Below are 15,325 nucleotides of genomic sequence, written 5' to 3'. Positions count from 1 at the left end.
GGTGGTGTCGGCGGGGTTCGGGGCGGGGTGGTCAGACCGGTGGTGGGTCGGTGTGGCCGGGTGGATCCGAGTGTGTGGAGTTGCCGGCGTGGCGGCCGGCATCTCCGGGATCACCGGGATCACCGGGATCACCGGGAGGTTCAGCCGCACCATGTGGGGGATGCCTGTGACCACCGGGCGGACTGCTCCCTGGTGGTCGGGCTGACCCAGCGCTCGGGATGGGATACGTGCCGGAGGGCGTGACCAGGTACTGCACACTATCGGGCGCGGCCCAGTAATACACGCCCGGGGTGATCATCGAATACGACCACCCGGCATGGGTTTTCGCCCGATGGTGACGTCGGCACAAGGCGGCCATATTCACCGAACTGGTTCGGCCGCCCTGATCGAAGGGAACACTATGATCCTGATCGGCAGAACGAGCGGAGCGATTGCAATAGGGAAACCGGCACCGTCCATCACGAAGAATGATCTGCTCGCGCAGTGTCGGACTGGACTCATACGTGGTGGCATCGGTATGCCCGGCCAGATCGATCACCGGACGCACCAGGATTCGTCCAGCGGTGGAACACCATTGACGAATCTGTTCCTTCGACACCGGGGAGCGGGTGTTTTCGCACCGGCCCACGACCCCGGAACCGAACACAGGGCCCGTTTCACCAGAGTTACCCGCACCCTCACCGGTACCGGAGCTCTCACCCGTGGCGGTTCCGGTGTGGTCGTTGAGGGCGTCAGCAGGCAGGTGCAGGTAGAGCATCACAGTCCGACCCATCCCACCAGTTGCACCGGGTGCCCCCGTCGGAACGGTGGCGCCGGTGGTCGCGTCGGGGATGGGCAAACTGCTCTGCCCGCGAGCGAGATCACCCACGGCGATGGAACGACGCACGTCCTCACTGGTGCCGGGAAGGAACCCTGCCAGCGCACGGGCCTGGTCGGACACCGCAGCCTCAAGATCCAACGCGTCAGCCTGGTCGAGGCCGCCCTCGACCCGCACCACCGACCCCACACCCAATCCCAGTCCCGGTCCCGCGGTGGTGCCTGCCTCATCGAGACGGATATCGAAATGGCGCCCCTCCAACGCCGCTTCCTCATCCTTCGCGGCTTGGTCGGGATCAAACGACACCATCGCCGCACTCACGGTCCGCTCAATCTGCGCGACCGTGCAGGACCCGATCGTCCACGCCACCTGCGCATCCACCCACGCCGCACCCGCGAACGGGAGCCTCTTGCTCATCCGAGTCACTGCCCGGGCCCGGTGGACACTCACCTGCCCGGCCCGCACCCGTTCCCAGAGTTGGGGCAACCGGTAGGCGAGCTCCACGATGGCGCCCACATAGGCCAGGGCGGCCTCGTTCGACTGCCCCAACGCCGTCGCCAACCGAGTGAACTCCAGATCCGAGACCAACGGGGCACCATCCCCAGCCAACCGCATCGGCTGCTCCGTCCCGGGCAACCCCGCATGCTCGCCCGGCAACCCGGCCCGCTCCAGCGTCTCCAGTAGTCCAGCGTGCTCGTCCGGAACCGGCATGCCCGCGTGTTCATCCGGGTCGAACACCGGCCCACCCGACCCGGTGCCCATGGTGGCCGGGTCGATCGCCCGCTCACCCACCCACTCCACCACCAGCTCAGCACGCTCAACATCAACCGCCCGAGCCGCGGTGACGTTCTCCCGCACAGCAGCCAACACCGCATTCCCGGCCGAAGCCGAAAACGCGGAACCAGTAGCTGTCGACGTCATGACTTTATTCTCCCAGGAACCACCGACAATGCGCCGGACAGCATCGACACCTGTGGATAAGTTCCGCTCAGACGAGAGATGGTGATACCCCGTCCTGGAACATTGACACAGAATCCCTCAGTCAGCGGCTCAGGAATGCTCATCCACACGGCAGCCAGCTCGTTCTCGACCCATTCCGAGAACATGGACCCAGCGGATGTCGACGTCATCCCCACATTCTTCCAGCCAGGTATGACATTGGACCTACCCAGGCCCTATCCGGAAGACGCCGCCTACTCTTGGTCGACCGACACCTCGGTGTACTCGGTGGGCTGCTCCGGGAAGGGGAACCACTCCGAGAGCAGTGCACTGGTGTCGGTGCCGATCGTGATCATCCGATACTCCAACGGCAGTCCGGTCTCGGTGTCCCAACGGAGCACCATCATCACTGCCTCGTTGTTGAGCGGCCCAATCGTCGGTGTCCCACTCCCCGCGCCTGCCGTGCTGGGCACCACCCATTGCACACCCCATCCCAGTTGACGGGGGCCGATCTGCCGGTGCAGGTGGCCCGAAATACTCAGCGGGGCGCACCCTGCTTCCACCACCTGTCGTCCTGCATACGGGCTGTGCACCAGCAGCAGGTTCACGCCGTCACCTGCTTCCTCCAGCTCGCATGCCTGCTGGGCGAGCCGGTTGCCCATGGCATTCACTGTCTCGTCCCGCTGCGGACGCGTCGGCGCCCCGAGCGAGGTGAGGGTCGGGTCGGTGTCGCCCAGGATGCGCAGACCGGCCACCTCCACCGGCTCCCCCTCCAGGACGATCCACCCGTTGGATCGCTCCTGCTCGGTGGTGGTGCGCGAATCGTGATTCCCGTCGGCCACCACCATCGGGACGTCATCGGGGATCCCGGCGGCGAAGGCGTTCACGCAGTAGGACTCCACGGACGTACCACCCATCACGGTGTCCCCCGCGTTCAGCACCACCTCAGCGTCGGAGCCCGCCACCGCGGCACCGATCACGTCAGCCATTCCCACATTGCAGTGCAGATCGCTCACGACCAGGCTGGTGGTGATGCCATCCTCGTCCGGCGTCTCGGCGGCCTCCTCGTTCTCAGCGGGTTCCCCGGTCGCCGTCGGCTCATCCTCGGCAGGGCCCTCGCTCGCGGCTTCCGCCTCGTCCTGGGCATCGTCCGTCGGTGGCGCTGAGGCTTCCTGTCCGCCCGCCCCGTCGTCGCCGGCTCCGTCGACACCAACGCCGTCCGCACCGCCGTCGGTGTCCGCACCGCTATCCACGTCGGCACCGTCGATGTCGGCGGGCTCCGGTGGTGCTGTGGGTCCGGTCGGCTCTGGATCAGCTTCGAAAGCCGAGACCAGGTTCTGCCGAGCAGCCTCGTAGAACGCAGTGTTCTCGTCCACAGCCTCCACCACGAAGCCGCCGTAGTGGTCCACCAGCGTGGCCAGGCGCCCCGTGATGCGCGCGTCCTCGAGCGGCGTTCCGGCCAGGATCGCCGACGTCCGCCCGCTCCCCCCTGATGGGCGCGTGAGCTCGATCAGTGGCACCCCAGCCACCACCACGGCGAGCGCGATGCTCAGTGCAGGGACGCCGGTCCGTGCCCAGGCGCTACGGAACGCGTCACGGAGCACACCGTGCGCGGCGAGCCTCCCCAGTGCCACCAGCACCAGCAACGTCGTCCAGATCAGCACCCACCGGCCCAGAGCATCCGTGATCAGCCCTTGGGCGGCATCGTCGATCGCAGCCTGCGGGTTGGCGAGGAACTGCGTGTAGCTGGACAGGTCCGCGGTCAGGCCGGCCACCGGGTTCGCCTCCGGATCGCTCAGCTCGACCGGGATCTCCTTGACCAGCACCTCCACCCCAAGCTGGGCCGGCAGCGGCGAGTCCACGATCAGTGCCCCGAGCGGGCCCATGTCCACCCGAACCTCACCGTTGAGACGTACCGAGTAGTCAGCGGCATGGGGTCCGAGGGACCCGGTGTAGCTCGCCGTCAGCATCCCGAGCACCCCGGCGATCAGTCCGGCCGCCACGAAGGCAAACCCGGCTCGCACCGTGCGGCGGGTCATCGGACGCAGCCGGTGCCACCACCCACGGCGCTCGGCGGGTGCCCCGTCATTCTCGTCGTGCGATTCCGGCTCTGCCGGAGGCGTTGTTGTATTGGTCACTGGTAGCTCACGAAGTCCGGGACGGGATCGACCTGCATCACCTCGGCTGCCCGAAGGCGCGGATCGTCCTCGTCGAGAAACACTTTCCACCCCCAGTACACGCCATCCGGAGCATCCGCGCGCACGGTGCGCCAGGTCGATTCCTTCGCTTCCGGTGTGCCGTAGCCGTCCACGTGAATCACCACCTCCACCTCAGGCCGCTCGGTCTGCAGCTCCGATCGGTCGGTGATCATGCTGGTCCGGAACTGGTGCAACACCACGATCTTCTGCGGCAACCGGCGCTCCTGGACGAAATCAGCGATGTACTCGATCACAGCGTTCACCTCATCGATGCCGACCGATCCGATCTGCTCCAGGTGAACCTGGTCCTGCTCGAGACGCCACTCGGGGTCGAGCGCGATTCCCACGTGCGGATAGGCGAGCAGGTCGGCGTACTGTTCCACCTGCTCCAGGAACGTCGATCGCCCGGGTTGGAAGTCCAGCACCACGTACTGCCCCGCCTCCGCCGCAGCCTCGACCAGTGGGACGAACCGCTCGGGTGCCAGTTCGTTGGAATAGTTCCCATCCGCTCCGGCCGCGCTGGCCGCCACGGTGACGATCACTTCCAGAGTCGGCACGACAACGTCGTCAGTATGTTGCTGGTAGGACGTGGCCAGCTCTTCCGCACGATCCACAGTGGCCCCCAGATCCTGCTCGCCGAGTGCGCCCAGCACCTCCGTGTGCGGGGTCCCGTACAGGCCCACATAACGCGTGCCGTCGAAAGCGAACTGACCGCCGCCCGGAAGCTGCACACCGGTCAGGGCCGTCTCGGATTGCCAGGCGAACGTCTCCGGGTCACCGAAGCTCACACCAAGCCCCAGGATGGCGTCGGGCTGTGCTGCCCCGTCGAACTGGTCCACCGAGGCGCGCGGGTCCCCGTCCACCACGGTCACCGTGGCCCCCGCTGCGCGGGCCGTCCCGACGGCGGCCAGCTGGGCCTGGTCTCCATCGGCCAGCACGCGTAGCCCGTCCACCGGTTCGCCCGGGAGTATCTGCGGCATGTGCCCCTCGGCTGCGGGCGTCCCGCCTGGGCCCGCCATCAGCTGTCCCTGCTCCAGCGAGGCCAGCGTGGCCACGTCAGCAGATGCATCAGCACCGGCTCCCGCAGTCTCGACGCCGAGAAGGTCGGTCACCCCGCCGTCGTCCGCGGGCGCCGGCTGTACATTCATCGAGGTGAGGTCGAAGGACGTGAGGTCGACATCACCGACCGGGAGCAGTGTGGTGGTCGAGAGCCGGAGCAGCTCCTGCCCCACGGCCGGGTCGTCAGCCCCGGTCGGCAGGACCGGCACCCCGAGCGCCATCGCGAGTGACGCCGCTCGGGCCATGGCAGCCTCGTCGCCGACCGGAGCGAGGACCACCACGCGGGCCACCTCGAACAGGGCGTCGCTGGCGGCGAGCGCCAGTGACGTCGGATCCTCGGACGGCACCAGGGTGCTCGCCTGCTCCGGCAGCCGTGCTTCCGCTGCCGGGCGAGGCTCCGGCGGGGGCGAACTCGGGCCGGAGTCGATCTCCATCGAACCGGTGCATCCCGACACGGTCGCGAGCACCACGCACACGATCAGGGCGGCAAGTCTGCGCAACAGGTCTCCCCCCGGGTGGGTCGAGTTCCGCCCATGTCGGCACGAACGACTCCCAGTCTACGTGGTCCCCCAGCGCTGCTCCCTGCTGCGCGGCGCAGCGTCAGCCCACCCGGTCGAGCCCGGTCTCGGCAATCACGCGTTCCATGCGGTCCGCCTCCTGGCTACTGCCCGTCTCCCGCAGATAGCGCGCCCACGGACCCGGCTGGATGTACCGGAACGGCCCACCGGTGCCGAGAATCTCGTCCATCGGGTCCGGCGCACCTGACCGGGCGAGATGCGCGGTCCGCCAGTCCTCCAGGTGCGCGGCGAGCTCAGCGACCACGTCGGGCTGCTCATTCGCCATGTTCCGCAGCTGAGCCCGGTCATCGACGGCGAACAGCCCCACGTCCTCGGCGGCATACAGGCCCGGGTGGTAGCTCCGGCGGTACAACCATTCGCGTGTGCGCACCACGCGCTGGGCGGAGTACAGGCCGTGGTCCCAGACGAGACGGTCACGTCCAGCAGCGCCTCCCGGCTGCCGCAACGCCGAGGCGAACGAACGCGAGTCCCATCCGCCTGGCACCGCGATCCCGAGCATCTCGCAGACCGTGGCCGCCATGTCGAGCTGATACACCAGCGCGTCACTGCGCCCTGGTTCGACGCCGGGCCAGTGAACGATCATCGGCACGTGGTGCACCACCTCGGCAGCCGAGGTGTGGTCGCCGTAGACACCCTCCTCACCGAGCGCCTCCCCGTGGTCGGCGGTCACCACGACGGCTGTCTCCTCCAGCACGCCGAGCTCGTCGAGCACGGCGAAGAGCTGCCCGAGCTGATCGTCCAGGAAGGCCACGGCGGCGTCATACCCGTTGATGAACTGGGCCGCGTCGTCCAACGAGGTGATCTGCCCGGGCATGGCGGGCACCGGACTGGCTGCATCGGTGCGGAACGGGAACAGGTGGCGCGGGGTGAACGGCCCCCACATCCCCCGGTGCCGATCGACCTCGTCCTCGGTGAGCCACGACGGCAGGTGGGGCGGGCCGGTGCGCTCCAGCCACGCCGTCGGCATCGTGTAGTTGCGGTGCGGGTCCCAGTACTGCAGGTGCAGGAACAGATCGGGCGTGTCCTGGATGTTCGCGCGGAGCCAGTCGATGACGGCGCCGTTCACCTCATCGGCGTTCTCGTCACCCTGCTTGAGGGTGTGCGTGTGCATCTGCGACCACCCGGCGCCGAACCAGAATGCCTGGTGCCGGTCCAGGAACGAGGAGAAGGAGACGGTCTCGTACCCGTGCTCGCGCAACAGGCGGGTGAGCATCGGCCGGTGCGGGTCGTAGTCGTGTGCATGCCCGGGGAACCGGAGCGTTCCGCCGGGGCCCCAGTGCGTGAGCGCCCCGTGCCGGATGGCGAACTGCCCGGTGAGCGTGCATGCGCGAGAGGGCACGCACGGTGAGCTGGAGCCGAAGGCCTGGCCCATCACCACGCTGCGGGCGGCGAGAGCGTCCAGGTTCGGGCTGGTCGGACGCGGGTACCCGTAGGCGCCCAGGTGGTCCGGTCGGAGCGAGTCGATGTCCAGGTAGATGATGCGCATGTGCTCTCCTTCTCGGCGGTGCAGTCCGCCGTGGTCATGCAGGTGTCACGGCCCCAGACGACGTCCCTCGCCGGCCGTCAGCCGCACCGGTCCGCATGTCGTCACGCCGCCAGGCGTGATCAGCTCGAGCCGGGCCACCTCCACGGAGCCGTGACGGCACTCCAGGTGAGCGCCGTCGTCGGTGTTCCGCAGGCTCCCCCATCCGGTGTCGAGCAGCACCGGCCAGGCACCTCCAGGCGGTGGGAGGCTGATCCGCAGCACACCGGTGGCAGCGTTCCACCGCTGCCCGGTACGGGCTTCGAGCACGCTCCAGCCGGACAGGGCACGCACGTAGTGGTCGCCGCACTCCACCTGGTTGTACGGATTGCGGCGGCGTCCGTCATAGCGCGACCAGAGAGCGGTCAGGATCTGCTGGGCCTCGGCATCGAGCCCTTCCATCAGGCAGTGCGCCGCGACCTGCTGCTCCACCCCGGTCCACACCTCGTCCGCGTACCGGGTGGGGACCTCCGGGCGCCCGCCGTGCGGCCAGGTGCACACCACCAGACCGGTTTCGTCGCCGTCGGCGAACACTCGATACGGGTGAGTGAATCCGGTGAAGTCGGTGCGCAGGTTGTGGCGCACCACGGCCTGCAGCGCTGTGCGCACGTGCTCCGCCGGCAGCAGGTAGCCCAGCTCGAGCGTGTGCGCCCACCACTGGCCGAGGAGCTGATCGGCGAGGCACCCGGCACCCCACTGGAAGTCGCGTGGGTCACCATCCTCGAGCACCTGGCGGTAGTACTCGCCGGTGAACAGCGCCTGGTCGTAGGCGGTCGAGGATTGCTCGAAAGTGCTCCGCCAGTGCGCGGCCGCCTCCGAGTCACGCTCCAGCAGCGCCAGTTCCTCCGCAGCGCGCAACGCCGCGAGCCAGAGCGTGCCCATGTACGAGTTGATTCCGGCGAGATCGATGTCATGGGTGGAGGGCTGAATCCCGTGCAGCACGCCGGTTCCCTCGGGGTCCCACCGCCCGGCCACGTAGCGCATCAACTGCTCCACCTTCGGGCGGTACCGGGCCAACCAGGCCGTGCCCGCTCCGGTGCGGACTTCTCGGTAGGTCTTCAGCACGGTGCCGAGCATCCCGTCCAGGGCGGGCTCGTCCGGGCCGCCGATCGGTCGGTCCCAGAGCTGACCGAGTGCGGTCGGCAGGATCAGCCGGTGCGGGATCGACCCGTCCGGTGCCTGCAGCACGTCGAAGTCGCTCTCCCGCATGTTCCGCTCCAGGTCCGGGAACAGTTTCGCCAGCACCTGTTCGTAGGTGAACACGTGGGTGCAGTTCAGCGGGCACGAACCGCCCACGTCCCCGGACCACATGGTGGTCGACTCGCCCTGCACGCCCTCGAAACCGTAGAACCGGCCGTCGGCGGTGCGGAAGAAGCTCGGGCTGCGGATCACCGCCGGCAGCGCGGCGAGATGCTCGACCGCCTGCTCGCCGAGCGAGCTCTCGGTGAGCGTGCGGATCCAGGTGGCCGTGTCCCGGTGCAGCGGTTCCCATTGCTCGGTGACCGTGTCGAGGACGTCGAGGGCGTCGTCGAACTGGTTCGTGTAGTGGTTGCCGAGCAGGTACCGGCTGGCGCCCCACTCCGGCCGGATGCCGCCGAACTGGGTGAAGTTCGCATACCGGTTGGGCAGGTGCCAGGTCAGGGCGACCCGCAGCTGTGTGCTCTGCCCGGGCTCCAGATGGAAGGGCACGGCCAGTCCCCCGTTCCAGGTGCTGCCCTCCGGGCTCGGGCCAGCCGCCGACCAGGTGCCCGTGGGTTGCGGGTCCGCCATCGAGACCGGCATGTGCGCCCAATCGCGGGGCCCGAACGGTTGCCGGCTGCCGAGGAAGGCGAGGAACTGGTCACCGCTGGTGAACGCCGGCAGCGCCGTGGTGCCTGGTGCGTCGGCGGCGAGCACCACCTGCCCGGCCCCGTGATGGTCGGGGGCGAGGGCGTGGTTCTCCATCACCAGGGCCGTCCAGTCCCGACGGCGATCGGTGCGGTTGGTGTTGCCGCCGTACCCGGGTGAGCGGACGCCGTCGGGAGGGAGGGCGCCATCGGCGCCCAGCGGATTCTGCATAGCGGCGCCGATCCACCCATGGGTGGGCACCTCGGAACGGTTCGTGATCCGCACGGTGAACAGCGCCGTCGGCAAGGAGCTGCGGGCCGTGTCCAACGGCACCAGCGGGGTCATCGCCTCCAGGCTCACCGTCACCGGGAGGGTGTCGTCGTGGTAGTCGATCCTGCCCGCCGGATAGATGCCACGGAAGGTGGTGCCCTGCACGCCGCGGTGCCGGGTGAGCAGCTCGCGCTGCCAGGGAGGCACGTGATCGTCGTTGACCATCGGAGTACGGGTCTGCTCCGGCGGTGCCGGAGGTGCCTGCAGCGCCCGGATCTCGTTCGACGGGGGCTCCCACTGGGCCACTCGGAGCGCGAACATCGCACCGGGCAGCTCGCCCCGGTGGTTGCCGAGATGGTGCAGCTGCCACTGCTTCAGCGCCCCATCGGCGCCCAGCGCCAGGTTTCCCGTGCCGATCCCGCCGAGCGGGAGCGCCACGTGCCGGGCGTCAGTGTGGGCGATCGCCCGGGCGGACTCGGGGACGAGGGGGATGTCCACACCCATCTACTTGATCCCCGAGATCCGGATCCCGGAGATGATGTAGCGCTGGAAGATCAGGAACAGCACGATCACCGGGGTGGCGGCCAAGGTGGATCCCGCTAGCAGCAACCCGTACTCGACCCGCCGTTCGGACCGGAACGTGGCCAGGTACTGCTGGATCTGGGTCAGCGGGGAGTCCGGTTCGGTGATCGTGAGGATCGGCCACACGTAGGCGTTCCAGAACACCAGGAACGAGGTGATGCCCACCACGACGAACACCGGCTTGGACATCGGCAGGAAGATGTGGGTGAAGATCTTCCACCGTCCGGCGCCGTCGATCAGCGCTGCCTCCTCCAACGAGGTGGGAATGCCGAGGTAGAACTGCCGGATGAAGAATACGTGCACCGCCGAGGCCGCTCCCGGCACGAGCAGCACCCAGAACGTGTTCAGCATCCCCATCCTGGTGACCACGATGTAGGAGGTGATCAGGATCGCCATCTGGGGGATGAACATGGTCATCAGCACGGCTGGCCAGAGCACGTTCTTGAATGCGAAGTCCAGGCGTGCGAAGACGTACGCAGCCATCGAGTTCACCGCGAGGGTGAGGGTGGAGAAGGCGACAGCCCCGGCGAAGGAGACTGCGAGCGCTCGGGTGAACCCGGGATCGGCGAGGATCTGCGCGTAGTTCTCCGGCATCCATACGTCCGGGAAGAACTGAAACGGTGAGGTGACCACCTCGTTGCGGGCCTTGAACCCGGAGATCGCCATCCAGGCGAGCGGGAACAGCGCCGCCAGGATGATGGCGGCCGAGAGCAGGTACCGCAGCACGAAGGAGGCGGGCCCTCCGGAACGGGACGAGGGGCGGTACCAGCTGCGTCGGGCGAGGGGTGCACCTGCGGACGGGCCGCCGTCGGGAGCTGGTGCTGTCTGGGTGGGGAGCGCGGCCATCAGCCGTCCACCGCCTTCTCGGAGTTGATGAGCTTGAAGATCACGAGACTGATTCCGCCGAGTACCAGGAAGAGCAGCAGTGCGGCCGCGATCGGGTATCCCAGGTAGGTGTCGTTGGTGAACCGTTGGAAGATCAGCAGGTTCGGCAGCAAGGTGGACTGGGTGGGTCCGCCCTGGGTCATCACCAGGGGCAGCTCGTACTGCTGGATGGTGACCACGAAGGTGGTGACCAGGACATAGAGCAGGATGTTCTTCATCAACGGGATCGTGATGAAGAACGTGCGCTGGAACCAGTTGGCGCCTTCCATCTCGGCCGCCTCGTAGTAGCTCTCCGGGATATCCAGCAGGCCCGCGAGCATGATCAGCGACGCCAGTCCCAGGCCGATCCAGATCGCCGGGACGGAGATGGCGAGCAGGGCCGTATCGGCGCTGCCGATCCACGCGATGTCGGACCCACCGAAGGAGCTAACCAGGTAGTTCAGCAGGCCTTGGCGGTACTCGAAGATCAGGACGAACACGATGGAGGCGATCACGAAGGAGATGACCGCCGGGATATAGATGCTCACCTTGAGCACCGTGGCCATCCGGGCGCTCATCGTCTTCACCAGGTTGGCGAACACGAAGGCGATGAGCATGATCGCCGGCACGGTGATCCCTGAGAACATCAGCCCGCGGCCGATGGAGTCCCAGAACACCGGATCCTCCAGCACGATGCGGAAGTTGCGCAGCCCCACGAAGATCGAGTCCTCGTAGAAGCTCCACTGGTAGAAGCTGACCACCCAGGCGTAGACCAACGGCCAGATCACGAAGATGCTGAGCAGGATCACCGCCGGGGCGAGCATCGCGAACGCGATCTTGTTGTCCTTGTGCTTGGGCCGCCGGCGCCCGTTCGGCAGGGTCGGCGCCCGTCGTGGGACGGGTGTCTCAGTCGTGGTCATGCCACCGCCTCCTCGCGATGGTGGTCGGGTGCCGCCGCGACGGCACCCGACCGGGGAGTCAGGATCCGGTGCCCGCCAGCTCGGAGTTGGCGATCTCGGTGGCGATCTTGTCGTTCGCAGTGGCCAGTGCCTCATCGACCGGGGTGCCCTGCATCGCCGCCTCGATCGCTTCACCCATCGCCAGGGAGACGTTCCACGGGTACGCAGGCTCCTGCTGAGCAAACGGAACGATGTCCTCCTGGATCGTCGCGTTCCACGGGTTCACCGAGTCCACGTCCGGCAGTTCGGCGATCGCGTCCGCCACCGACTGGCGTGGGGAGACTTTCGAGAACACCGTGGCCTCGAAGAACGGCACCACGTTCGCGGTGTCACCACCGAGGGACCACTCGATGAAGCCGGCGGCCTCCTCGGTCACCTCACTGTTGCCGTCGACCACCCAGGTCCAGCCGCCGAGCGTGGCGGTGGTCTCGCCCGGTTCGCCACTGAAGCTGGGCATCGCGGCTACCTCGGTGACCTCAGCGATCTCGGGGTAGTCGGCCAGCAGCTGACTGGCCGCCCATGAACCGTTCGCCATCATCGCGAACTCGCCCTCGCCGTAGGGCGTCGCGTCGGCGTAGCCGATCCCGTCCCCCGGAGGCAGCGCACCGGAGTCGAACAGATCCTGGTACGCCTGCAGCAGCGGGGCGAAGTCCTCGTTCGCCGCCGGCTCGGACCAGTCCTCGCTGATCGGCAGGTGGCCGGCCACGTTCCACTGGTAACCCCAGGTGGACCAGGACATGTCCACCGAGGTCTGCGCGAGCCGCATACCGAACACCTGGTCGTCGGTGAGCTGATTGGCGTAGTCGATCAGCTCGTCCCACGAGGTCGGGGGCCCGTCCAGGCCCGCGTCCTCGAACAGGTCGGTGCGGTAGTAGAGCACCGCAGAGGGTTCCACCAGCATCGGATAGGCGTAGCGTTCGCCGTCGGAGGAGACCGATTCCAGCACGTTCTCCTGCACGTCACCCCACGCGTCCTCGCTGATCAGGTCCGTCAGCGGAACGATCTGGCTGGTGCGTGCGGCGTCGCGGATGTCGCCATAGTTCATCGTGCGCACGTCCGGTGCGTTTCCGGCTGCCTGCGCGGCGGTCATCCGCTGCTCCCAGGCGTCGCCGGGAACCACGGTGAGCGAGACGTGCACGTCGTCCTGGGACTCGTTGTAGGAGTCGACGATCGACTCATACCACTCGTTCTCCTCGTCGGTGAACTGGGTCTGCCAGAACGTCACCTCGGTGGCACCCTCGGGCACATCCTCGCCACCTCCGGCATTGTCGGGGCCCTCAGGTGTTCCTGAGCATGCAGCCAGTGCGAGACCGGCCGCGACCACGGCGGCCAGGCCGCCGGCCATTCTTCGGGTGGTTCGCATCTCATCCTCCTTGATGGGTGACTCGTCGATGAGTCGGGTGGTGTTATTGAGTGACCAGATCGGCGCTGTACCAGAAGACGTTGTATGGCCCCCACAGGGACAGCGAGAAATAGAGCGTGCTGCCGTCGTCGCTCACGTAGCGCGGATTGAGGTAGGGGCTGTACAGACCGGGGTTCTCGGCCTGGGTGCTGATCGTGTGCGGCTGGCTCCACGGGCCCCACGGGGTGAGCCCTTCGAACAAGACCGCGTCCTCGTTGCGCAGTGTGCTCATCAACCATCGGTCCAGCTCGGGGTGGTACATCACGGAGATCTCGCCGACGGGCGCATCGACGATCGTCTCCGCCTCGCCCATCTCCTGCGACCAGAGAGGCCCTCCGTCGGCGTCGGTACCCGCGAAGTACTCGTAGGCACCGAGGTCTTCGACGGCATCGGTGGTGGCAGGCACCTTCATCAGCTGCACGCCGCCGAACCTCCCGGAGGGGATGGACCAGAGGTACAGGTAGTCCTCACCCTCCTCGGCCACGTGCGCCGCGGAGACCTGCACGAAGCCGGAGTCCCCCGGCCACTGCGGATCGTCCAGGGTCTCCCAGGTGGCGCCGTCATCGGTGGACCTGGCGAGCCCGGCGTGGTTGGCGTCCCACTGCCCGGCCTCGCCCCAGAAATTCACTGACATGTACTGCAGGTAGAGGGCATCCTCGACGACGAACCCGTGGGTGGGGATCTTCGTCACCTCTCCCTCACCGTTGTTGGCATCGTGCTCGCCGGGGATCACCTCGAGCGCCAGTCCGACGTCGTCCCTCGCCCAGTCCTCGAACGTGATCCCATCGGTGGGGTCGTCGTCAGGGGTCCAGGCCAGCGCGTTCGAGCGCCAGTTGCCACCGCCACCACCGAAGGCGTCCGGCTCGCGGGTGCCGAAGGTGTCGCCGAAGACGACGTAGGTGCGTTCGCCGTCGTTGAACATGGACCCGAGGTCGGTGCCGGCCACCGCGACTGCCTCGGTGTCGTTGATCGTAGAGTCGGGTCCGGTGAGCTGGGCGACCTGGGTGACGTTCTCGATACCCGTGATCAGGAACTCACCATCGGCCGGGGTCCCCGACGGCACAGCCGGTGTGCCGGAGGCATCCCCGCCCGGACCCGGCGTACACGCGGTCACCATCAGCGCGACCGCAGCGAGAGCGACGGCACCGAATCGGACACTGCGGGCTCCCTTCATCCCAGCCTCGGCAGCCGGTCGGCCACCGGCGGGAGCGACAGGTGGGTGGCCGGCTCGGCCTGGTACCAGTAGGCGGTCGAGGAAAGGTCGTCACTGCGTCGGTTGTCGTGCCCGTGCTCGATGGTGACGCGGATCGACTCGCGGAAAGTGACCGGATCCTCGATGTGGAAGCGGTACAACGAGATCTGCCCGGACCAGTTCTCCCCACCAGGCAGAGTGATCCCGTGATAGAGCGAGCTGTAGCTCTGGGAAGGGCACCATGCGGTGTTGAAGTAGTCCTCGGTGCCGGTGCCGTGCAGGCTCGGTGGCCAGGACTCGCCGTCGACGAAGATCATGTCGTCTCCTTCGCCATACCAGTTCCACTCGCTGGTGTGGCGCAGGTTCGTCACGTTCAGCACGCAACCGACGAAGTGACCGCGGCCGGTCGTCTCCAGGATCGTGTAGTTGCCCGCGCCGGTGGTGTTCTCGCCACCGAACAGGTGCTCGGCGTTGCTGCGACCCTCCTCGGAGGTGCCGTCGGTGGGGTTCTCCCGGTTCCAGCTCGCGTGGAAGCGGCCGAGCCCGTCCTCGAGCTCGTCGAAGGCGTCGTAGTCGATGTAGTAGTAGAAGTAGACGTCCTGTTCACATTCGCTGGTGATCTCCAGCCGGGCGCCGTCGGCGAAGGGCATCTGGAAGAACGAGTTCAGGCCCTTCCCGTTCTCCGGGCTCATCTGCAGCGGCAGGGACGCGAAGTTCACCGTACGGGCATGGCCGACGCCGAAGAAGTCACCGAGCGGCACCAGCACGCTCGGGGTTTCGGCGCCGTCCCAGAAGATCCGCAGGACGAGCTTGCGCAGGTAGTCCTTGTCCTTGGAGTCCGGACCGTCTCCCGCTGCCGGCGCGACGGTGATCCAGATGTGGTTGATCGACCCGGCACCGGTGATGTCGGCCAGTGTGCGGGCCTCGCCGGAACGGACCGTGAGGCGATCGTCGTTGCCGCCGGTCTGGTCCCAGCTGGACACGCGCAGCCGGCGATGGTCGCGGAGCCGGGGCAGGTCACGCAGGCTCGATCCATAGCTGCCGTAGCGCACCGGGTGAGTGCTCATCGTGATCCTCTCCATCGAGTCTTTGCCACGGGTGCTTTTCGGTCCGGAG

Annotated in this window: 10 protein-coding genes; all 10 read right to left on the bottom strand. The window is 67.5% G+C overall.

Going from position 1 to position 15,325, the window contains the following annotated elements:
- Positions 1–31: 31 nt before the first annotated feature.
- The 10 genes from BLU77_RS05890 to BLU77_RS05845 all read right to left on the bottom strand — a co-directional run bounded on the left by BLU77_RS05890 (position 32) and on the right by BLU77_RS05845 (position 15,276).
- Complete coding sequence (locus BLU77_RS05890; protein ID WP_139177625.1) at positions 32–1,738, bottom strand: HNH endonuclease; 1,707 nt, start codon at positions 1,736–1,738, stop codon at positions 32–34.
- 272 nt (positions 1,739–2,010) lie between these two features.
- Positions 2,011–3,795, bottom strand: coding sequence for a metallophosphoesterase family protein (locus BLU77_RS05885; protein ID WP_089772106.1), 1,785 nt, complete (start codon positions 3,793–3,795; stop codon positions 2,011–2,013).
- A 95-nt stretch (positions 3,796–3,890) separates the two neighbouring features.
- On the bottom strand, positions 3,891–5,513 hold the full coding sequence (locus BLU77_RS05880) for a hypothetical protein (protein ID WP_245708686.1): 1,623 nt from the start codon (positions 5,511–5,513) through the stop codon (positions 3,891–3,893).
- Between the two features lie 100 nt (positions 5,514–5,613).
- Positions 5,614–7,077, bottom strand: a complete 1,464-nt coding sequence (locus BLU77_RS05875) for a sulfatase family protein (protein ID WP_089772104.1) — start codon at positions 7,075–7,077, stop codon at positions 5,614–5,616.
- Positions 7,078–7,122: 45 nt separating this feature from the next.
- Positions 7,123–9,714, bottom strand: a complete 2,592-nt coding sequence (locus BLU77_RS05870; RefSeq protein WP_089772103.1) for a GH116 family glycosyl-hydrolase — start codon at positions 9,712–9,714, stop codon at positions 7,123–7,125.
- Positions 9,715–10,638 (bottom strand): carbohydrate ABC transporter permease, encoded by a 924-nt coding sequence (locus BLU77_RS05865; RefSeq protein ID WP_089772102.1) that lies wholly within the window; start codon positions 10,636–10,638, stop codon positions 9,715–9,717.
- A complete protein-coding gene (locus BLU77_RS05860; RefSeq protein WP_089772101.1) occupies positions 10,638–11,576 on the bottom strand; it encodes a carbohydrate ABC transporter permease in 939 nt (312 codons plus the stop codon). Before BLU77_RS05860 ends, BLU77_RS05865 begins: the two co-directional genes overlap by 1 nt.
- Positions 11,577–11,634: 58 nt before the next feature.
- Positions 11,635–12,978: an ABC transporter substrate-binding protein gene (locus tag BLU77_RS05855; protein ID WP_089772100.1), complete on the bottom strand. Its 1,344-nt coding sequence runs from the start codon at positions 12,976–12,978 to the stop codon at positions 11,635–11,637.
- 43 nt (positions 12,979–13,021) lie between these two features.
- Positions 13,022–14,191: a glycoside hydrolase family 183 protein gene (locus tag BLU77_RS05850; protein WP_245708685.1), complete on the bottom strand. Its 1,170-nt coding sequence runs from the start codon at positions 14,189–14,191 to the stop codon at positions 13,022–13,024.
- On the bottom strand, positions 14,188–15,276 hold the full coding sequence (locus tag BLU77_RS05845) for a glycoside hydrolase family 172 protein (RefSeq protein WP_089772099.1): 1,089 nt from the start codon (positions 15,274–15,276) through the stop codon (positions 14,188–14,190). The genes BLU77_RS05850 and BLU77_RS05845 overlap by 4 nt, the downstream gene beginning before the upstream one ends.
- Positions 15,277–15,325: the final 49 nt, after the last annotated feature.

This window comes from Ruania alba (assembly GCF_900105765.1).
Classification (GTDB): Bacteria; Actinomycetota; Actinomycetes; order Actinomycetales; family Beutenbergiaceae; genus Ruania; species Ruania alba.
This window is presented reverse-complemented; position numbering and strand designations above follow the sequence as displayed.